This is a genomic window from Mediterraneibacter sp. 210702-DFI.5.30 (genome assembly GCF_020560115.1).
Taxonomy (GTDB): Bacteria; Bacillota; Clostridia; order Lachnospirales; family Lachnospiraceae; genus Mediterraneibacter; species Mediterraneibacter faecis.
Genome location: NZ_JAJCME010000021.1, coordinates 1 through 20,269 on the forward strand (window position 1 = coordinate 1; position 20,269 = coordinate 20,269).

Genomic DNA, 20,269 nt, shown 5'->3' on the forward strand with positions numbered 1-20,269 from the left:
AGTTGCAAAACGATTTATGTCATGATTAGCAGTTTCCTTTCAGAAGAAGAAAAGAAAATTGTTGCCGCTCATGAATTAGGACACATCATTCTGCATCGTTCTCAACTGAAAATGGCTCCGATGAAAGACGATACTCTTTACAATATGATGGATAATACAGAATATCAGGCAAATCTGTTCGCTGCTGATCTGCTGATAGATGATGAAGATATTGCTAAGATGGTACAGAATGAAGACTTAGATTACTTTGGGCTTTGCAGTTCATTGTATGCTAGTCCTGAACTTATGAGCTTTAAATTGTATAGCCTCACAAAGCGTGGTTACGCATACCATATGCCGATGGAGATACAGAGCAATTTCCTAGCAAAATAAAAAAACGAAAAAGAACTGTTGTAGAAGCCTATACCAAAGCATGTAAAAAAGCTGATGCGATCCTTCCTTACTCTTCTATTCATAACTTCTTTTAACTTAAATTATTATCAAAGATTACTACTAAATAGCTGCATTCCTTTTTGGGGAAGCAGCTATTTGTAGTTAAAAGCAGTAATTTTCTAATAAAAATAAAAAAGTTGAGTCAAATGGTTGTATAAGCCTCCTAAAACGTTTCTACCTATGTAGACAATAACAAATCAGAAAGTGAGGTAAATCATATGAGTCAGAAAAGATGTTACACAGTAAAGGAAATCCAAGAAATATTAGGAATCAGTCGTCCAGCCGTTTATGCATTACTCAAAAGAAAGGAATTTCATTGGATCCAGTTAGAAGGAAGTCGATATCGCATTTCCAAAAAGAGTTTTGATCTATGGTTGGATGGACAATCTGAAACGGATAGTTTTTGACATCCTACCCATTTTTACTTAAGACAGGTATATTACTGATGAGGTGACGAAAATGAATGTAAATGATCAAGAAGAACTTGTTCAGGCTCTGATTAATGATATTAACCGTAGCAGCCCATACAAAAAGAAGCCTGCCGTAAAGAAAAAATGGATGACAGTTTCCGAAATGGGAAACTTATTAGGGCTTAAGAAGACAGACCGCTATTGGCTGTTACATAAAGATTTATTTCTGCATGAAGAATATTACGGAAAAATACGGATTAATATTGATAGTTTTGAAAAGTGGTATGCCAACCAGATAAAATATCATAAAGTCACGGGAGAAGAACCCGGACTAGAGCTGAAGAATAAAACATATTCTGTTAAAGACATTTCAAAGCTATTGGGCATTTGTGAAAGCTGCGTATATGATTTAATGAAAAAGGATATTTTTGAAGTTATTATCGTAGATTACTGGAAACGAATTCCTAAGAAATCCTTTTGGAGCTGGTATGAAGGACAATCTCATTACAGAACCCAGCAAGATAAAGAAAAAGATGCCAAAATTGAAGCGGAATCCATAACAATGCCTGAGATGGCAAGATTACTTGGAATAAAAAGAAACAATGTCTATTCCTTGCTAAGAAATAAGCAATATTGTTCCTATTTCGAAATTGTAGTAATTGGAGATAAAAAACGAATAACCAAAGATAGTTTCCAAAGATTCTTGAAAGCTCAGAGCACATATCAATTGAGTCCAATTACCGAATATAAAGAAGTAAAACAAGAAAAGAATCCGACGCTTTCTAATTATCGTACTTCAAAATTATTAACTTCTAATAATCGTGCGGTGAATGGAAACTTGAAGTATTTAACGATGGATGAAGCTGCTCTATTAGCTAAGATCAGCCGTGGCATGATATCAAAATGGATGTCAGAAAAAAAGTTTTCATTTATCAAGATAGGAAGTCGAGTCCGTATTGATCGCAAGGAATTTGAAGAATGGTTAAAAATCCGAGAAATGGAAGGAAGGACTAAATAATATGGCGTCTATAAGAAAGAGAAATGATAAATACAGTGTAATTTACTCCTATATCGATGGAAATGGAAACAGGAAACAGAAATGGGAAACTTATCCAACCCGTGCTGAAGCATTGAGACGTAAAAAGGAAATTGAATTCAAACAGAATCTTGGAAACTTTGTTGTCCGTAACTGCAAGACTGTCGAAGAACTGATTGGTGAATATATTCCTTATATGGAAAAGAAAACTGGACCTACTCAACTTATGAGGGAAATATGGGTGTAATCAACAATTATATACTTCCAATTATTGGTAATGTAAAACTTGAAGATATTAATACAAGATTTATTGAACAGTATTATAAAAAACTTCTAATAACCCCATCTGTCATAAATTCGGCAACTGGAAAGAAAAAGCATGAATATGTATCGCCAAGTACAATAAAAGACATTCACAAAATACTCCGAAGCTGTTTCAAACAAGCAATGAAATGGGAATTAATAGAAAAAAATCCTTGTACGCTTGCTTCTGTACCAAAACACAAAACTCAGCACCGTGAAATATGGAATGCAGAAACCATTTTCTATGCAATAGATGTATGTGAAGATGAACGGTTGAAGCTTGCTATTAATTTGGCCTTTTCCTGTACTTTACGTATGAGGGAACTGCTTGGTTTAACCTGGGATTGTGTAGATATTTCCACCGAAGCAATCGAAGAAAACAGATCCTATATATTTGTAAATAAAGAAGTACAACGAATCAAGAAAAGTTCTTTGGATACCTTGGATGCAAAAGACATTCTGTATGTTTTTCCTTCAAGTCATACAAAGAATACTACTCTTCTTGTTCTGAAAATACCGAAAACAGAAAGTAGTGTACGTAAAGTTTTTCTACCAAGAAGTGTTGCCGAAATGCTGCAAAAATGGAAACGGAAACAACTTAATACAAAAGCAATCCTTGGAGAGGAATATAATGATTACAACTTAGTGATGACAAGTGAATTTGGCTCTCCATTAGAATCCGGAACAATTCGAGTATCCTTCAATAAACTAATTGAAGAACATCATCTCCCCAAAGTTGTATTTCACAGTTTGCGTCATAGCAGTGTCACCTATAAATTAAAACTCAATAAAGGTGATATAAAAGCTGTGCAGGGCGATTCTGGCCATTCCCAGACAGATATGGTTACAGATGTGTATTCCCATATTATTGATGAAGACAGAAAAAAGAACGCTGAATTATTTGAAGATGCATTTTACAAGAAAAATAATCTTGATCCAAATATGGTTTCTGAAGAAGTCGATATGGAATTATTGATGAAAGCTCTGGCGAATCCGGAAATGCGGGCGTTGCTTAATTCACTGGCTAAAACAATGAAGTGATGAAATACCATATAATGTAGAAAAAAAAGGAGACACTTAAAATGACAAGTATAATTCAAATCAGAGTAGACGATGACTTAAAAAATAAATCAGATCAACTTTTTAAAGCTCTTGGAACTGACACACCATCAGCAATAAGGATATTTTTAACACAGGCGGTTGCATACAATGGATTTCCATTTGAAATAAAACGAACTGTGCATAGTCCTTATGCATCTATGACAGAAGAAGAGATGCTTCAAAGACTGGAACAATCCAGAGAATCTTCAAAAAAGGGAAATTACCAAAATGCAGATGATGTGATTTCAGATATGAGAGGAAAATATGGATTATAAAGTAGTTGTAACAGCTGAAGCAGAAGAAGACTTGAACTAGTTTATATAGTATCTGCTTCTCGCTATAATATAAGGGGCAGTTTTAAGTAGAAATCAACATATGTTTATCAAGAATTCAGCCGATGTATTTTAACTTTTGTAAAAGTTTGAAATTGCATCGGCTATTTTAGTAAAATTTGAAATAATAGAACAAATCTTATTCATCACTCCATCCCCATTTCTAACTCATCCAAAAATGAGTCATCTGGAAGTGGTCCGAATTATAAGTTAAGATAATCTGCCTGAATAAATGTTAATCTTTCATTCTCACTTCTATGCAGTAGCGTATATAATTTAAAAATCAGTTGTAGAAAATATGAATAATGGATATAATATAGAAAAGAAGAACAGGTTTTTTCAACAGAAGGATGTGATATTATGGTAACAAAAGAATCTGTAACTATTGATGTTCCAGTAGGAATGTCGAAATATTTGATAACTATGAATCCAGATGCAGAACTTACTCGAAATGCATTGTTATTGTATCCATATATCCTAAATCAGACAATATCTCATGGCCGTGCAGCTGAAATTCTGGGAATCAGAAAGTCAGAATTAATTAATCTGTATGATAAATTAGGATATTCCTATTTTGATATGACAATGGATGATTTAGATGATGAACTGAACACTTTTAGAGAACTTAAAAAGAAGGAGGCTGCGGTATGATTGTTGTCTCTGATACAACACCGCTAATATCACTTCTTAAAATTAATCGTTTAGATTTGCTGAAAAAACTGTTTGGAGATGTTTTGATTCCACAGGCAGTATTTGATGAGCTAACGGATGATGAACGATTTCGGCTAGAAGCTGATCAGATTAGAGAGAAGAAGTTTATTGTGGTTAAACCTGTAAACAATCCTGAATCAACCAACATATTAAAAAGAGCAACAGGTCTTGATCAGGGTGAGAGTGAAGCAATTGTTCTGACAGATGAATTAAAAGCAGACCTGTTATTGATGGATGAAGCAAAGGGAAGAAACATATCAGCTCAGATGGGGCTTAGAATCATGGGAACAATAGGAATTCTTATGGCTGCTTATGAAGAAGATGAACTGTCTTCTGACGAAGTCAGAGAATGTATTGCCGGTCTGCAGCACGCCGGACGCCATATTGGACAGAGGCATTATCAAATGCTGTTAAGCAGATTAAAAGATTAAATATTTTTGATTTTATGATGATGTGTGAAATCTTTATATAACTGACCCTCTCGATATTTTTTTCGAGATTAGGTCAGTTTTTTGTATGAAAAAATCTGTATTATTATTCACCTGTTTTTATAAATTTTACCTTTTGAAGTTCGATAAACAGTTATAGTGTCTTCATCTCCTATTTTAACTCTGTGATAAACAGTGCCTCTTCCAGTAATCGAATTAATTTGTTTACTCCGGCATAATTGAAAAGATAAAAAGTAGTCGAAATTCCCATAGACAAATACACGCTCACGTTGTATATTATAAATATAAATCTAGTCAATTAAATATAGATATCATTTCCGCATCTAAGGGAATGGTAGTCATAGGATTGATGTAGTTAGTATCATTACATACTTTCCCCAATATTAGCTGTAGCTAAAAAGTTGCTAACAAGTTGCATTTATCTAAGGTTTATAGCAGATTACAGAAATTGACTGGATAAAAATTGGAAAGCCATTTTTCATAAGAAAAATCGGGCTTTTTCATACAGAAACTATCAAATATTGACAGCTCCCTGTATAACTCCTAAGACTTTATTGTAGGTTCGATTCCTACAGGGAACGCTTGATAAGAGGCGGAAATGATTAGCTGATTAGCAAAATCGTTATCCGCTTTTTTCTTTTTTTCGAAAAATTAATTGCTTTGAAAATCAGCTGTTTCTGCTAACAAATCCATAAAAATGTTAGCTGACAGCTAATAAAAAGCAGTCCTTTGCTAACAAGAAAAATTTACAGTCCTGCTAACATTTGGGAAAGTGGTCTTATTAACCAAAGAAAAGGGATGTAAAATAGAGAAAAGTAAAGTAAATTCACTCATCCGATTTGAATCCTGCAAACATCAATTAGCTGAAATCTATATTTAAGAGTTAGCCCTGCTAACGAACGAATGGCATGCCCGTTCAGACTAGATTTATAAAAAATTCTAGTTTATTTCATACTATGGAAGAGAACATACATTAGATATCCAAAGGCAGGATGGAAATAATCCCACCATAAGCACAATTGATCAGCTATTTAATGTTTTATTAAATGTTTGGTGTAAAGAAACGGCTTACCCAAGTTGTCAAAAAGATTATGATTATGATAATGACCCTACATATGGACAATGTGCAATAACTGCAACACTCGTTTATGATCTATTTGGCGGCACGATTCACAAATTAAAAGTTGATGGTGGAGGAACACATTACTTCAATAAAATCAATGGCCACTATGAAGAATTTATTGGAAACCGTCAATACAAAAACCGGATGCTCAATTCCATTATCGATGCATTTTTCATTACACTGCTTCGCAATCATGGTGCAAATGTTATCGTTCCGTCACTAGCTGAAGATGACCAGAATGAAAACCTGATATTCATCTTGAAATATATACAGGAGCATTTCGCTACAGTTACTTTGAAAGAATTGTCCTCTTTCTTCAATTACAGCGAACGACAATTACAAAGGATTATCAAATCCAGCACCGGTATGAGTTTCAGCGAAAATATCCAGCAATTACGTATGAACCAGACTACCCGCCTGCTTACTAATCCAGATATTTCCATCGCGGTTATTTCCGAGGAATTAGGGTATTCAGATATCGGTAATTTCAGACAAGCGTTTAAGAAGTGTTTTGGGATGACCCCATTGGAATATCACAATAAAACCAGATAGGACCAAATAGGGACGGAGTTTAACAATCCTGCCAAACAGTATGGCAGTGTTCTTTTACGGAAAACTGACCGTCTTTTTGCCGTGCGATTCCTACCGGCCATTCAGCGAAAAGACATTGACCAAATTCTATGCATTCCTTCAATTTCATCAGTTGTATGCATATATAAGCTTCCCATATGAGAATATTACAGAAAATCACATTTATTACAAACAGGCTGCTTTTTTGTCCTCTTTTTATTCAGAGCACACTTTGATTCCAGAGGATTATATCGTCTATTACCGGAATCATTTTCTGCAACATACATTCTCGCTATGTAAAGACTTTACGACTTTGAAATCAACCATTCATCCAGATATCTATAAAATCATCCGCCATGATCAGGAGCAGAACACGGATTATGCCAATACACTTCGGTCTTATCTGATGAACGGATGGAATGCTGTACGCACCGCGAATGAACTACATATTCATAAAAGTACCTTCTTTTACCGGCTTAATAAAATGGAAGAACTGTTTGATCTGGATATTACGCAGGAAGAAACGATGGTTGCGTATGAGTATTCTTTTATATTGATTGAATATCTGAGGAAAATTAAATTATAAAATATAAGGAGAGACCAACAACGCAGTCTCTCCCTTATTTTTAGCATGCTCTTCTCACATTCTCACTATTTCATTTGTCTACAATATCCACCAGCTCCGAAAATGTTTTTAAAGACTCATCGGCATTTATACTTTTTGCTGCCTCTCCAATTCCAGCTGCGTACATGCCACCCTTTTTTGCAGCTTCGATTCCTGCTTCCGCATCTTCCACAACCATACACGCTTTTGGCGGTAATCCCAAATACTCTGCCGCTTTTAAGAATACCTCCGGATCTGGTTTTGACTTTGTAATATTATTTCCGTCCGAAATTGCATCAAAAGCATCTTTCAATTCTACCTTTTCCAGAATAAATTTTGCATTCTTACTGGATGATCCAATCGCTAATTTATATCCTTTTTCTCGAAGTTTTGTCAATGTATCTCTTACTTCTTTTGTCACATCGTCTGGTGTCATTGACTCTAGTAACGTCCTGTAAATTTCGTTTTTCTTTTCAGCCAGTTTTTCCTTTTCACGTAAACTTAAGTCTGGTCCTTCGTAACGTTCCAGAATAATTTCCAGAGAGTCCATACGGCTTACACCTCTAAGCCGATGATTAATCGTCTCATCAAAATATACCCCAAGTTCGTCTGCCATAGTTTTCCATGCCTGATAATGAAATTTATCTGTAAATACAAGAACCCCATCCAGGTCAAAAATCAATCCTTTTATCTTCACTTCTTCCGCCTCCAAATCAGATATAATCCTTTCCGCATAACGCATCCACAGGGCTTACCCCACAAAATTCTGAACGCCCCATAATTTTTTCCATCGTTACCTGAATAAACTCCGGATTTCCACTGTAACTGTTAATATAAGTATCTATCATTGGTGCATCAAATAAATGAAACGGATATGCTGTTGAAATCATCATTGTCGGGATTTCTGATACAAACCATGGAGCATCATCTCCCAAGCCAAAACAAACATTCCAATTCAGTCTCAAAGTTGTATTATTCGATGCATTTTCCATATTACAAATGTAAACATACAAATCATAATCCTGTTTCATTTCTTCCACACTGCGGTACATCTCATGCATCAATTTTCCTTTTTCCGGTGTCATTCTTTCTGGCTCTATGAAATCTTCTACTGTAATTGCAGTACGCCGATCTCTTACCGTAACCTCAAACCCTTCTTTTTCAAACTGTGCTTTCCACTTCTGAACAAAAGGGCTATCCGGATTCGAGTCTTTTTGAATTACATTCAGATACACTCTCTTATATTTTTTCGGAGAAATCGGAAGAAGATTCTGATTATCCCGAACTAACGTAATTGCCTGATCTGCCACTTCTTTCGCCCATGTTTTATGTGTCTGGCACCCCACAATCTTTATTGCCTCTTCTCCTGGAACCAGTGTCTTAGTTCTCTTCTTCTCATGTAAATGTAAGGAAGCTTTTGTTGCAAGAATCCGAAGTACAGCTTCGTCCAAACGTTCCTCGCTGACTTTTCCTTCTTTTACTGCCGTCAGTAAATATCCATAATCTTCTTCCAGACTCTTATTAAACAAAATCATATCGCATCCTGCTGCAATTGCCTGTGGAATTGCCTCGCATCTTTTCATTGCTGCTGTAAATCCTACCATCGGCGTTGCATCTGTACTGATCAAACCATTAAATCCCAGCTTACCTCTCAGCAATCCCGTTAAAAGTTCCGGTGATAGAGATGCCGGACGCAGCATCTCTTTTCTTGTTGCATTCGGATTGATTGCTTTTACATAAGCCGGCTGTGCAATATGACCTACCATCACAGTCTTTGCGCCTTTCTGAATCAAATTGCTATACACATAACCGAAAGTTTCATCCCATTTTTCTGTAGAAAATGAGTTTACACTGGTCAATATATGCTGGTCTCTTTCATCCACTCCATCACCTGGAAAGTGTTTGATTGCAACTGCTACGTCACACTCATCTGCTGCATCCAGATATCTTGATGCAAATGCCAACACTTTCTCTGGATCACTTCCAAATGTACGTACATTCGTAATTGGATTGTGGAAGTCATAATTAATGTCAACAATTGGTGCAAACGACCAGTTCAATCCAAGCGCAGCTCCTTCTTTGCATGCTGTAAGTCCCATACGATATCCATTTTCTGGATTATTTGTCGCTGCAACCGCCATCGGCTTACCAAATGATGTTCCTTCCAGCGCAAGACCATCTCCGCCTGCTTCTGTATTTGCTGCCAACAGAAGTGGTATATCCGAAAATTCCTGAAGCATCCTGTGCGTCTGCTGAATATTTTTCGTAGTATCCGCACGATACATTAATCCTCCCACACCAATATCCTGTGTCAAATGCTTCAATAATTCTGGATCATTTCCTAATCCCATAGGACAGAATACCTGCCCACATTTCTGCTCCAGGCTCATCTTCTTCCATGTATCCAGTACCCACTCCTGTGCTTCTTCATCCAAAAAGAACGGATTTTCTTTCATATTTATTTTCGCCATATTCTATTCCTCTTTCATCTTAAAATATTTTCTCAAAAAATATGCTGGTCCACAGCTCCACGCATGACAATAACTATTCACAATCGTTCCTCCATACGGAGATTCATCAGCATTTTCTGGATTATATAACTCCCAGAATGTGTCCGCTCCCAGACGTACCATTCCGCCCCAATATATTTCCAGCTTTTGTAATGCCTTGTTCTTTTCTCCCACATGCAACAGAGCATCTATATAATTATGATACATATACGGAGTGACCATGCCTTCTGCATTATCCAGATTCTCTACCCGATCCATAAGCTGCTGTGCTGCTGAATCTTCCACTGCTTCTCCGAGTACCATCCAAACCTGTGATGCAACCGATACTTGCCTGTCTTTTCCACTGATATAACACTGTTTTTCTTTATCCCACAGCCGTACATTTGCCGCATTTCTACATTCGCAATACAACTCTGCTAATTTTTCTTCTTCCAGAACCTCTCCCAATACTTGAGTGATTCGAATTGCTGCTGACAGAGCATATAACAGAATTCCCTGCGCTGAAGCCTGCTTATTCAGATTTAAATTCCAGTCAACAAAGCACCATCCCAAAACATCTGAATCTCGAACCAGATATTCTTCATCCAGATGCTCTTTTGCAAGTTCAATCTGCCTTAATGCCGTTGGCCATAGCTCTTCTAGTGTCTCCCTGTCATTTGTCGCTTTATAATAATCCCAAAGAGTATTGATAAAAAATAAAGAGTAATCAAACATTTGTGTATCATCAACTTCCGGCTCAGGTTCTAAAAACAGACACGCGCCAACTTTTCCATCTTGCATAGGAAGAGCTGCAAATAAATACAGACATGCTTTCACCATATCATTTTTTTGATACGTCTCATAATTTGCCAACGCCTGCATTCTTAAATCTCCCATCCAAAGTCTTCGGTCCCTTTTCGGTCCATCTTCAAACACCGTCTGCATACAATTATGAAGTGTACGACATGCAATCTGATCGAGTCTGGCAAGCTGTTTACTCTGTGCCTGAAATTCACATAATTCTTCATCATCTACAGAAGAAACTGCTATGCAAAAAGCATTTTCAACAACCAAATTAAATTTGCTGCTAAGATCAAGTATTTCAATCATTACGTAACGAAATGCATATCTTCTCGGAAGTTTTATTTCTGATGGTATCGTATCAATATGAATCTGCTCTTCTTCAATCCAGGATGAACAAATCCATCCCCTGTAATTTTTCGCATTCTCAAAAAGCTCGACAGGATTTTCTGCGAAATGAATCCGCATCCATACCGGAGCGTCTGGATGACTTCCTGTATATCCCAATTTCAAGTGCAAATATCCCACCTGATGATTTCCAAAATCTAAATAAATTCTGCTTCCTTTATTCAATTGTTTGTCCGAATATGTTTCCGTTTTTTCGATTTTTATTTCACTGTCTTCTTTATATACTTCAACTGTCTGCGCTACCTCAACTTTTGTTTCTTTTAACGTAGGAAGGAGCCTTAATGCTTTATTTAAAAATTCTTGATTTTTCATGTCTGCTATCATTTCCTTATATTAGATTTGTTTAGAACAAAGAATGTGCTTTGGCATATTCTGGTGCCTGCAGCGGTCGCTTGCGACATCTACCTTGCACGCTGCAGTGCGCATCCTTAGCGGAGCGTTTATTATATATTAGGAAAGGACTTTCCTAATATATAATAAATGAAGCCCTAATGGTTGGTTCCAATAGGGCTTCAACGACTTTCTCAGTTTCTTCTTCCGAAGAAAATCTTCACCAATAATTTTTCATTATTCAGATAAATCAGAAAAACTACCAGTAATACCGCATTGATAATGGACTGCATGGACGCTGTCACCACATTGGATAAAACTGCGAATGTGGAATTCAGAAGAGACATACACACCGCTGCTAACAAAAATCCAACTTTCTCATTACTGTATCTGCTTATATAGGATCCAATAAACATTGGAAGAAATGCTGTAAACATGATTGCAATGGAACTGAAGTTCAATTGTCCACCATTAATTGTCGTATTTCTTGCCGCATTTAAAAAGCCGACTGTTCCCATCAACGCACCACAGATTGTGTAACAGATAAGTGTATTTGGAATTTCGCGAATTCCTGTATTAACAGCTACTTTTTGCCCATCTTTCAACGCCTTATAATCATACCCAAAACGTGTGTAATCAAAAATCACAATGCTTAGGATCAATACGACCACAATGATTGCAGCCGCATAGATCCATGTCCCTACGAACCCTGACATTGATGGATTCTGTACTTCTGCCATTACATACTTTCCATTTGTTATCGTATACATAATTCCTTCGTAGATCAATGTCACACCAAGCGATGTAATAATTGGAGGAATTCTAAGTAAAACATAAATTCCTCCGGATACCAACCCCAATACAGCTCCGGCTACGATCGTAACAAACAGCATCAACACTGCACTTCCTGCGTCTCCACCCAATACCGCATAGCTTAATTTTGCTCCGATAATGGATGCCAGAGCCGCCATAGACCCAAGGGAGAAATCGAATCTTCCACTGTTCAGATTGATTGACAAAGCAATCGTTGTGAGCATAACAATCGCTGTATAAACGACAAAATTATCGAAACTCTTCATATTTGTTATTATATTATTTCCATGTGCCATACAAATCATTTCAAGTATAAGAAATGTCAGCACTGGAATCACCATAGTTCCTGCTATTTTCTTAGGGGTACTCATGATTTACAGCCTCCACTTTTATTCCTATTTAGACTCAACCAATGTTTTTACATCATCAAAAGTCACATTTTCTCCAATGATATTATCCAACGTTTCTTTGTCATAAATTGGTGAATCACCATTGTCAGATACATAATATTTGTCAAAAGTCTCAACATCTGTTGCAACAAGATACTTCTGACTGATAGACGGTGCATTTCCATCCTCATCACGAATCACATTACCATCGATTGCATTCATAACAAGTGCAAAGACAGGTCCGATAGAAGAAGAATATTTTCCTGAAAGATATGTCAGTTTCCCTTCTTTCATTGCAGTTTCATTTGTCGCTGTAAAAGAATCGATATCTGAGAATGAAATTCCAGCTTCATTTAAAGACTGTGCGAAAAATGTAGTTGCCATACCAACAGAAATAAATGCATCCGGGGTTTTCTGAATTGCTGCATTTAACTCATCCGTTGTTGTATCCCCATATCCCTGAAGATATGCTACAACCTCAACATCTCCGGCAACTTTTGACAAATCTACTGTCTGATCCTGGAAAATCTGTCCTACAATTGCATCCATATCACTTGCTCCGCCATATGTACAACCCAAGCCTGCAAGAACTCCTGCAACTCGATAAACATGCATTGGATTTGGAACGAATGCCCCATAAAGTGCAACTTTAGAAACTCCCGCTTCTTTATAGTAAGCTCCCATATCTTTTCCGGCTTCGAATTCAGTCTCGTTACTTGGTCCTACTTGTCCTACAAAATGTTCATATGTTTTATATGTCTCATACTGCTGGTCATCAAGCACTCCTGATGCAACCGCATAATATACCCCATATTTTTCGCAAGTTTCTATCTGCTGTGCACGATCACTGCTTGAGAAAGAAATAATCGCCTGACATCCCTGTGATGCGAATTTCTCAATTGCTGCCTTTTCATCTTCTGCACTCTCAAGCGCATCTGTATAAGAAAATTCTACATCGTAATTATCTGCAATATAGTTCTCATAATAAGAACGAAATCCCTGCGCTTCTTCCCCACTTACGTCTGCAACCAGGACTCCTATCTTTGCGCTTTCTTTTTTCTCCGACTTATCAGAACCAGTCTCCTTTTTTGCCCCACATCCTGCAAGCATAGACACTGCCATAGTTCCAACAATTAACATACTTACAAGTTTTTTTGTTCTTTGCTTCATCTTCTTTTCCTCCTTGAATCCTATCTTCTTTATACCGACTACACATCTAAAACCCGTTTCTTTTTGTGTCGTCTTTCTCTAACGCGAATGCGTTAAATTCTTTGTTAAAAATTTTTATCTTGGTAACATTGCTGATCTATAATTCATACTTGTCACATATACAACGACCAGGAAAAATATCGCACTGATCAACTGTGTAATTCCATACGCCGCACTTCCATCAATCACGAGTTCCAGTATGTCGTTTAAAAGCATAAATGAAAATCCTCCGACCAATGCTGCATGAATTCTGGATCGGGCTCCACCTGATATTGGCATTCCACCGAATACAATCGCTATAAAAATATTCATTCCAATGCTTGATGCAGTCGTTGTCGTAACGGATGGCGTATAAATTAACGTCAACAATGCGCCAAGTCCTACACCAATTCCAGCCATAACAAAGGCAATAATCGTATATTTGTTATATTCAATTCCTGTTAACGCTGCACATATTGGATTGCCTCCTATAAATTTTTGTCTTCTTCCTGCTTTTGTAAGATTAAATATAAAGAAACAAATCACATAAAATACAACCAGCATTATGATTTTAAATACCATATTGTCATATGGTTTCACCACCACACTTGGGATACTGATGCCACCAAGTGCTCCACCTTTCGTTGTAATGATCTGTGCTGCACTGGCTGATAATACAGACATCATTGCAACAGTAGTGACAAATGCCGGTATATGGAATATTGATGCTAATACAGAGTTAAACAGTGAACAGGCAATTCCCACTACAAAAATCACCAAAATCATCAAAACAAACTTTTCTGTTTTGTTATATGTAACAACTCCCATCGTTGCCGCAAATAATGTTGCTGCACCAAGACTGATATCAAACGTTCCAAGTGTATAGATGAAAATTGCCCCGGTCGCTACTACTGCTAATACAACACCTTCATTAAAAACAATCTTCAGATACATATCCAATCGATATCCTTTCATTGTTACCACAGCCACAAATACAACAAACAAGACTGCTAAAGCTACAAAAGGAAGAACAGTGATAATAATCTGTGAGATTTTATGTTTATTTATCTCGTTTTTCTTTTCTTTTTCTGTACTCACAATGAACCTCCTTATATCATATATCCAATTACATCTGCATCTGTCAGATTTTCACTACGCATAAATTCATGGGAAATCTGTCCATCTTTCATAATTAAAATTCGATCACTCATTCCTAATAATTCCGGCAACTCCTCGCTGATCAATAAAATTGCCCGACCTTCTTTCTTTAGTTGTATCATGAGCTGATACATTGCCTGTTTTACCCCTATGTCTACCCCTCTTGTAGGACAATCCAGGATCAGAATCTCACTTCCACAGCCAATCCATTTTCCAAATACAACCTTTTGCTTATTTCCTCCTGACAACTGTCCAGTCAGCTGATTTTCATCTGAACATTTAATAGAAAGATCTTGTATTTGCTTTCTTACATATTTTTTCTCATTCGCATTTGTAATAAGATGTCCTCCTACTGCAAATTGTTCCATTCCGGCAATCGCTATATTATCTTTGATGCTTGCTGACAAACAAAGAGATTCTACATCTCTGTCTTTTGATACATATCCAATTTTTTTCTCAATCGCCATATGCGGTGTTGTAATCACTTCTCCCTCTCCTGTCAGTACATTGCCTGATTCCAATGCAAGTGCTCCAAACATTGCTTTTCCTAATGCATGCATTCCACAAGATGACAATCCTCCAACACCAACAATTTCACCCTTTTTCAAAGTAACACTGACATCCTTAAGCTGTTCTCCACAACAGAGGTTCTTCGCTTCAAGCGCGGTTTCCTGCTGACTGCTTTCTATAAAATCACTTCGATAATAATCGCCTTCCAATTCACGTCCGATCATACTTGTTCGAATAGCATCAGCATCAAAGTCCTCTTTCTTAAAAGTGCGAATCAGGTTCCCATCACGCAAAACAGTAAGTGTATCACATACTTCCATAATTTCTTCAAGATCATGCGAGATGAAAATCACTGCTTTTCCATCGTCGCGAAGCTTTTTGATTAGTTTGTACATAAGAAGCCGTCCATCCTGTGAAAGTGCTGTACTTGTCTCATCAATAACCAGAATTTCTGGATTTTTCATAATTACCTTTGCAATCTCAACTAACTTTCTCGTCTGAAAGTCCAATGATACCATTGGCATATTACCTGTCACATAATCTACACCAATTGCTTTCATTGCTTCTGTTGCTTTCGCATTCATTTGCCTTTTATTAATCAAACCCAATCGGTTCTTAAACTGTCCAAGCTCTGCCAGAAAAATGTTTTCTGCTACTGTTACTCCACCAATTGTACCGCTTTCCTGAACCACCATTCCGATTCCATGTTGCAAGGCATCAATCATACTGGTTGGCTCCCAGGATTTTCCTTTGAAAAACATTTCTCCAACTGTTGCTTTTTGCATACCTGCTGCGATTGAAGATATGGTTGATTTTCCTGATCCGTTTTCGCCAATCAATCCCCTGATTTCTCCCGGATATACCTCCAGATTAACATTCTTAAGCGCAATCACACTTCCAAAATTCTTGGAAATATTTTTCATCTCAAGAATTGCTCCACTCATGTTTTTCCCTCCGTTCACTTGAAAACTGTTTATGTCTCAATTATATTCTGATTATTTTATTTTCAAATTCACAATTCATCCCAGTTTTATTGACTTATTTGATTCTATTTATTAAAATAAGTTGTATTAATTGCATTATTTTAATATTTTAGATGAGAAATTTTTAAAGTGGAGGATTTTTTCTAAATGGATGTTACTGAATTAAGACATTGTATTTATCAATTGAATAGTGAAGAATTATTTTACAAAGAACAGTATGAAGCAAGACAGTCAGGACAAATTCATGCTTATATTGCCAGACAAAATATTAAAGAAATTACGAAACGACATCTATTAATTCCTGAAGTTCCAGAAACAATCCCTCCAGAATTTCTAGACTCTTTCTTTTTTGATGTAACTGATAAAGATAGTATTGTGGTTCAAAAGCATAATCGTTATAGTCCCGCCATTGTCCATTCACATACTTTTTTTGAACTTGTATATATATATGATGGGACATGTAAGCAAACAATTTCCGAACAAACAATTTCTATGAAAACAGGAGATTTCTGTGTAGTTCCCCCTGGTGTGGATCACTCTATCTCCGTATTTGATGACAGTATTGTTATTAATATCATGCTGCGTAGAAGTACGCTTCACAGTATGTTTTATAATTTTCTGAACATACCAAATAAATTGTCGTCTTTCTTTCTAAATAATATTTATGCAAAACGTGCAAATGACTACATCCTCTTTCATTCAGGTATAGACCCTACACTTCGTGAGTCTTTTATCTGGATGCTCTGGGAAAACATGAACAAACAAGAATATTTTTATCACTGCATTACGAATACTCTTTTGTTAGTCTTTTATCTATTGGTGAGAAATTATTCAGAATCTGTACAAATGCCACTTTTTAATGATCGTATGGATGTACAGCGATATGCTATTATTCAATATATTCAAGATAATTATCGTGATGTAACTTTATCCACAGTAGCTAAACGCTTTCATTATTCTAACGAATATACCTCCCGCCTGATTAAAGATCTTATGGGGATGACTTACACAGAAATTGTACGAACCGTTCGAATCGAACGCTCACAAGACTTTTTGACAAATACAACCATGACGGTCGCTAATATTGCCGAAGCAATTGGATACGATACCCCTGAACATTATATTCGTCAATTCAAAAAACACACCGGTATCACGCCTTCTGCATTTCGAAAGCAAGCCGCAAAGAACCGACGTTTTTAAATACGAAAAAGAGGAACTGCCACTCACACTCGCGAGTATTAGTTCCTCTTTCATTTATTTTACTCTATTTTATTCTCAGTTAAGTCATCAAAATCAGAAATCTTCATTCTTGTTTTTCTGCTTTGATTTCATCAATAACCCGTTGGATTGCCGACACCTCTTCCTCCAGTTCATCTGCAATCACTTCAACGCTCTTTCCTTTGGCAAGTTTCTTTTTAACTAATTTTTTTACTAATCCTTTTTCACCGAATTCTCGTCCAGCCTCTACACCTCGCTGTTCTAATTCCTGTAATGCTTTACGCATTTGCATCTGTTCTCCCTCGCTTTCCAGTTATCATAGATGTTTTACATAGCGCAATATGAAATATAAAATAATGGTGAGACTATCACTTTATAGTGCAGTCCCACCATTATTTCTCACTATCTCTTATTCAATTCATCCAACAGCTTCAGCAACTCTTGATCCAAAAGATGTCACAGAACATGGACTCACCGGAGAACGTGCCCATGCTCTTGGACTGGAATATGCAAAAAAAAATTTTCCGGGACATCAAATCTTAGTCGCAACTCACACTGACGGAAACAACAACAGTGGGAATATTCATGTCCACATTGTACTGAATAGTTTAAGAAAATATGATGTCCCTGTACAACCTTTCATGGAACGAGATTGTGACCATAAAGCTGGCTACAAATATCATCAAACAAATCAATTGCTGCAATATCTAAAAATGGATCTCATGGAATTATGCGAAAGGGAAGGATTAAATCAAGTAGACCTCCTTCCTCCAATTACAAATAAAATCTCTCATGCCGAATCCAAAGCCACACAAAAAGGCCAACGCAAACTAGATGAAATTAATCAGCAAATCATAAAGGATGGACTCAATCCTGCCAAGACAAAATATCAGACACAAAAACAATATATCAAAGATGCCATCCTTGATATTGCAAATAATTCAGATGCAATTGAAGAATTTAAAACGCTACTTCGAGATAAATATAAAATTCATATACGTGATAAAAGAGGGCGTTTCAGCTATCTGCACCCCGAACGAGAAAACCCGATCAGTGAACGGGCTCTTGGAACTGCATACTCAAAAAAAGTGATTCTTTCCTTAATCGAAAAGAATCAAAATACACGCATTGAACCAATATATAAAACAGATCCGATTGCAATATTTACTTACCCTTCAAATCTGCGTCTTGTAGTCGATTTACAGAATTGTATAAAAGCTCAACAAAACACACGATATGCCCAAAAGGTAAAAATCAGTAACTTGCAACAAATGGCTAACACACTTATCTTCCTACAAGATAATCAGATTAATTCTTTGAAACAATTACAATTGGATTACACTACCTTATCCACAAAAATAGAAATATTATCGAAGCAAAAAGAGGAACTGAACAAAGAAATCACTCGATTAAGTGAAGAAATCCATTATCTCGGTCAGTATTATGCAAACAAAAAATACTTTTCAGCCATGTTAAAAGCAGAAAATAAAACGTCCTACCATAATCTCCATAGAGATAAAATTGAAAAGTATGAAGAAGCTCAACGGTTTCTAAAAATGGAATTTTCTGAATATGGTACGAAATTTCCCTCTTTAGATTCTATAAAAGAAAAAAGAAAAAAAGCTTTCGATAATTCTAAAAAACTAAACCATCGATTTTTCCAAACTCATCAACAAAAGCAACTGGTATCTGTTATCTTGAATAACTGTCAAATTCTATTTGCCCAACAAATAGAATTTCATAGTTTAACAAACATCGAGCGATAAAAAAATAATTGCTAAATCAACACACCTTACTTTAAATGAATTTATATTGAAAATGAATTAGCAAAGGGAACTCCATTCAAAGACATTGTGTAAAGCAACTTTTTATAAGTGATTGAGACGACAGAAAAACAACAAATAATAAGAAGAGAGAGACTGGTGAGAGTTTTCTATTGCGGGAGCATCCCAAAGTTTGTGTAAACCTCCAAACTGATGTAAGATAAAATTACTCAGTTTGGAGGTTATTTTTATGGCAAGAAGAAAAGACAGCCCACAAAAAGCAGCAATGCGAAAAATGATGCGTGATTATCTGAAGAATAATGATATCAGTATCAAAGACGGCACCGATGCTTAGATTTGTATGTTTCCAATAAGGAAGCAACATAAAACCAATGAATCACTATTGCAAAATATCAATAAACTATAGGTTCAAAAATCATATCTTTCGCCAGTTCGTATTAAATTTTCAAGATACAAACAAAATCAAATATAAAAAAATAAATCGTATATAAAGATCAACTTTTTTCTTGACTTATTCCATACAAATGCTAGAATATAAGTATCTACTATGTATTGTATAGTAGTCGGGGGGTGATAATTTTGTATGATCGTACGCAAATGAACAAAGGACTTTTAGAAGGTTGTATTTTAAAAATACTATCGACCCAAAACACCTATGGTTATAACATTATTCTATTTTTAACGGAAGCGGGATTTTCAACTATAAAAGAAAGTACAATATACCCCTTACTTGTGCGTTTGGAAAAAAAAGGATATATTTCTTCCTACTATGAACCTTCTTCAATCGGTCCTGCCAGAAAATACTATCGTATAACACAGATTGGATTACAATATTTAAATGATTTTATTATTGCATGGACAGAAACAGAATGTTTTGTAAATTATATTTTAGAAAGGGAGGTATGAGTGTATGAAAAACATATTAAAAAAACTAGAGACTGAAAATAACATGTCTATAAAAAAATGACTGAAAATCAACAAAAAGAAATTGATAGCATTATAAAATATGTTCGTGCTAAAGGGATTAGTCTCTTTGATTCTGAGTTATTCCGTAAAGATCTCATTTCATTATAGAGTATGTGAAACTTTTTCTGTAAATAGCTAATAACAGCAAGGTCTTCTATGGT

At 36.1% G+C, this 20,269-nt stretch carries 19 protein-coding genes and 2 pseudogenes; 13 read left to right on the top strand and 8 right to left on the bottom strand.

Features of this window, described 5'->3' with window-relative positions; translation table 11 throughout:
• From LI126_RS14135 to LI126_RS14175, 10 genes and pseudogenes are all read left to right on the top strand, one after another.
• The coding region (locus LI126_RS14135; RefSeq protein ID WP_227165619.1) for an ImmA/IrrE family metallo-endopeptidase at positions 1–372 on the top strand (372 nt) is incomplete at its 5' end.
• A gap of 278 nt (positions 373–650) precedes the next feature.
• On the top strand, positions 651–839 hold the full coding sequence (locus tag LI126_RS14140; RefSeq protein ID WP_117499458.1) for a helix-turn-helix domain-containing protein: 189 nt from the start codon (positions 651–653) through the stop codon (positions 837–839).
• A gap of 52 nt (positions 840–891) precedes the next feature.
• Positions 892–1,860 carry a helix-turn-helix domain-containing protein gene (locus LI126_RS14145; RefSeq protein WP_117499460.1) on the top strand — a complete coding sequence of 323 codons (969 nt, stop codon included), beginning with the start codon at positions 892–894 and terminating at the stop codon, positions 1,858–1,860.
• A gap of 1 nt (position 1,861) precedes the next feature.
• Positions 1,862–3,222: pseudogene (locus tag LI126_RS14150) on the top strand (site-specific integrase).
• Positions 3,223–3,263: 41 nt separating this feature from the next.
• Entirely contained in the window at positions 3,264–3,557 is a 294-nt protein-coding gene (locus LI126_RS14155; protein WP_117499464.1) for a type II toxin-antitoxin system RelB/DinJ family antitoxin, read from the top strand.
• A 417-nt stretch (positions 3,558–3,974) separates the two neighbouring features.
• Complete coding sequence (locus LI126_RS14160) at positions 3,975–4,265, top strand: hypothetical protein (protein WP_117499466.1); 291 nt, start codon at positions 3,975–3,977, stop codon at positions 4,263–4,265.
• On the top strand, positions 4,262–4,756 hold the full coding sequence (locus LI126_RS14165; RefSeq protein ID WP_117499468.1) for a DUF3368 domain-containing protein: 495 nt from the start codon (positions 4,262–4,264) through the stop codon (positions 4,754–4,756). Before LI126_RS14160 ends, LI126_RS14165 begins: the two co-directional genes overlap by 4 nt.
• A gap of 1,036 nt (positions 4,757–5,792) precedes the next feature.
• Positions 5,793–6,023: pseudogene (locus LI126_RS16335) on the top strand (YunG family protein); the annotation flags it as partial.
• Between the two features lie 18 nt (positions 6,024–6,041).
• On the top strand, positions 6,042–6,449 hold the full coding sequence (locus LI126_RS14170) for a helix-turn-helix domain-containing protein (RefSeq protein WP_117499470.1): 408 nt from the start codon (positions 6,042–6,044) through the stop codon (positions 6,447–6,449).
• Positions 6,450–6,489: 40 nt separating this feature from the next.
• Entirely contained in the window at positions 6,490–7,053 is a 564-nt protein-coding gene (locus LI126_RS14175; protein WP_117499472.1) for a helix-turn-helix domain-containing protein, read from the top strand.
• Between the two features lie 70 nt (positions 7,054–7,123).
• On the opposite strand, the gene pgmB is transcribed toward LI126_RS14175, so the two are convergent.
• The 7 genes from pgmB to LI126_RS14210 all read right to left on the bottom strand — a co-directional run bounded on the left by pgmB (position 7,124) and on the right by LI126_RS14210 (position 16,101).
• Positions 7,124–7,768 carry a beta-phosphoglucomutase gene (gene pgmB, locus LI126_RS14180; RefSeq protein ID WP_227165620.1) on the bottom strand — a complete coding sequence of 215 codons (645 nt, stop codon included), beginning with the start codon at positions 7,766–7,768 and terminating at the stop codon, positions 7,124–7,126.
• Positions 7,769–7,784: 16 nt separating this feature from the next.
• A complete protein-coding gene (locus LI126_RS14185) occupies positions 7,785–9,542 on the bottom strand; it encodes a glycoside hydrolase family 3 protein (protein WP_117499475.1) in 1,758 nt (585 codons plus the stop codon).
• Between the two features lie 3 nt (positions 9,543–9,545).
• Entirely contained in the window at positions 9,546–11,081 is a 1,536-nt protein-coding gene (locus LI126_RS14190) for an alpha-L-rhamnosidase-related protein (protein WP_207658273.1), read from the bottom strand.
• Between the two features lie 212 nt (positions 11,082–11,293).
• Positions 11,294–12,283: an ABC transporter permease gene (locus tag LI126_RS14195; RefSeq protein ID WP_117499479.1), complete on the bottom strand. Its 990-nt coding sequence runs from the start codon at positions 12,281–12,283 to the stop codon at positions 11,294–11,296.
• 24 nt (positions 12,284–12,307) lie between these two features.
• The gene (locus tag LI126_RS14200; RefSeq protein WP_117499481.1) at positions 12,308–13,471 is read right to left on the bottom strand and encodes a substrate-binding domain-containing protein; all 1,164 of its coding nucleotides are present in this window, start codon (positions 13,469–13,471) and stop codon (positions 12,308–12,310) included.
• Positions 13,472–13,585: 114 nt separating this feature from the next.
• Positions 13,586–14,587 (bottom strand): ABC transporter permease subunit, encoded by a 1,002-nt coding sequence (locus LI126_RS14205; RefSeq protein WP_227165621.1) that lies wholly within the window; start codon positions 14,585–14,587, stop codon positions 13,586–13,588.
• An 11-nt stretch (positions 14,588–14,598) separates the two neighbouring features.
• Positions 14,599–16,101 (bottom strand): sugar ABC transporter ATP-binding protein, encoded by a 1,503-nt coding sequence (locus LI126_RS14210; protein ID WP_117499483.1) that lies wholly within the window; start codon positions 16,099–16,101, stop codon positions 14,599–14,601.
• Between the two features lie 186 nt (positions 16,102–16,287).
• On the opposite strand from LI126_RS14210, the gene LI126_RS14215 reads away from it, so the two are divergent.
• Positions 16,288–17,340, top strand: a complete 1,053-nt coding sequence (locus LI126_RS14215; RefSeq protein WP_117570003.1) for an AraC family transcriptional regulator — start codon at positions 16,288–16,290, stop codon at positions 17,338–17,340.
• Positions 17,341–17,443: 103 nt separating this feature from the next.
• Here LI126_RS14215 and LI126_RS14220 read toward each other — a convergent pair whose 3' ends face one another.
• Positions 17,444–17,644 carry a hypothetical protein gene (locus LI126_RS14220; protein ID WP_227165622.1) on the bottom strand — a complete coding sequence of 67 codons (201 nt, stop codon included), beginning with the start codon at positions 17,642–17,644 and terminating at the stop codon, positions 17,444–17,446.
• A gap of 70 nt (positions 17,645–17,714) precedes the next feature.
• On the opposite strand from LI126_RS14220, the gene LI126_RS14225 reads away from it, so the two are divergent.
• Together LI126_RS14225 and LI126_RS14230 are read left to right on the top strand one after the other, a co-directional pair.
• Complete coding sequence (locus LI126_RS14225; RefSeq protein ID WP_117499487.1) at positions 17,715–19,124, top strand: relaxase/mobilization nuclease domain-containing protein; 1,410 nt, start codon at positions 17,715–17,717, stop codon at positions 19,122–19,124.
• Positions 19,125–19,712: 588 nt separating this feature from the next.
• Positions 19,713–20,048, top strand: coding sequence for a PadR family transcriptional regulator (locus LI126_RS14230; protein WP_442919975.1), 336 nt, complete (start codon positions 19,713–19,715; stop codon positions 20,046–20,048).
• Positions 20,049–20,269: the final 221 nt, after the last annotated feature.

Bases quoted from the DNA above. Each gene is read 5' to 3' on its own strand.
- LI126_RS14170 (WP_117499470.1), top strand. From the start codon at position 6,042: ATGCTCAATTCCATTATCGATGCATTTTTCATTACACTGCTTCGCAAT.
- LI126_RS14190 (WP_207658273.1), bottom strand. From the start codon at position 11,081: ATGAAAAATCAAGAATTTTTAAATAAAGCATTAAGGCTCCTTCCTACG.
- LI126_RS14175 (WP_117499472.1), top strand. From the start codon at position 6,490: ATGGCAGTGTTCTTTTACGGAAAACTGACCGTCTTTTTGCCGTGCGAT.
- LI126_RS14195 (WP_117499479.1), bottom strand. From the start codon at position 12,283: ATGAGTACCCCTAAGAAAATAGCAGGAACTATGGTGATTCCAGTGCTG.
- LI126_RS14165 (WP_117499468.1), top strand. From the start codon at position 4,262: ATGATTGTTGTCTCTGATACAACACCGCTAATATCACTTCTTAAAATT.
- LI126_RS14185 (WP_117499475.1), bottom strand. From the start codon at position 9,542: ATGGCGAAAATAAATATGAAAGAAAATCCGTTCTTTTTGGATGAAGAA.
- LI126_RS14200 (WP_117499481.1), bottom strand. From the start codon at position 13,471: ATGAAGCAAAGAACAAAAAAACTTGTAAGTATGTTAATTGTTGGAACT.
- LI126_RS14145 (WP_117499460.1), top strand. From the start codon at position 892: ATGAATGTAAATGATCAAGAAGAACTTGTTCAGGCTCTGATTAATGAT.
- LI126_RS14215 (WP_117570003.1), top strand. From the start codon at position 16,288: ATGGATGTTACTGAATTAAGACATTGTATTTATCAATTGAATAGTGAA.
- LI126_RS14155 (WP_117499464.1), top strand. From the start codon at position 3,264: ATGACAAGTATAATTCAAATCAGAGTAGACGATGACTTAAAAAATAAA.
- LI126_RS14210 (WP_117499483.1), bottom strand. From the start codon at position 16,101: ATGAGTGGAGCAATTCTTGAGATGAAAAATATTTCCAAGAATTTTGGA.
- LI126_RS14160 (WP_117499466.1), top strand. From the start codon at position 3,975: ATGGTAACAAAAGAATCTGTAACTATTGATGTTCCAGTAGGAATGTCG.
- LI126_RS14220 (WP_227165622.1), bottom strand. From the start codon at position 17,644: ATGCGTAAAGCATTACAGGAATTAGAACAGCGAGGTGTAGAGGCTGGA.
- LI126_RS14225 (WP_117499487.1), top strand. From the start codon at position 17,715: ATGGTGAGACTATCACTTTATAGTGCAGTCCCACCATTATTTCTCACT.
- LI126_RS14140 (WP_117499458.1), top strand. From the start codon at position 651: ATGAGTCAGAAAAGATGTTACACAGTAAAGGAAATCCAAGAAATATTA.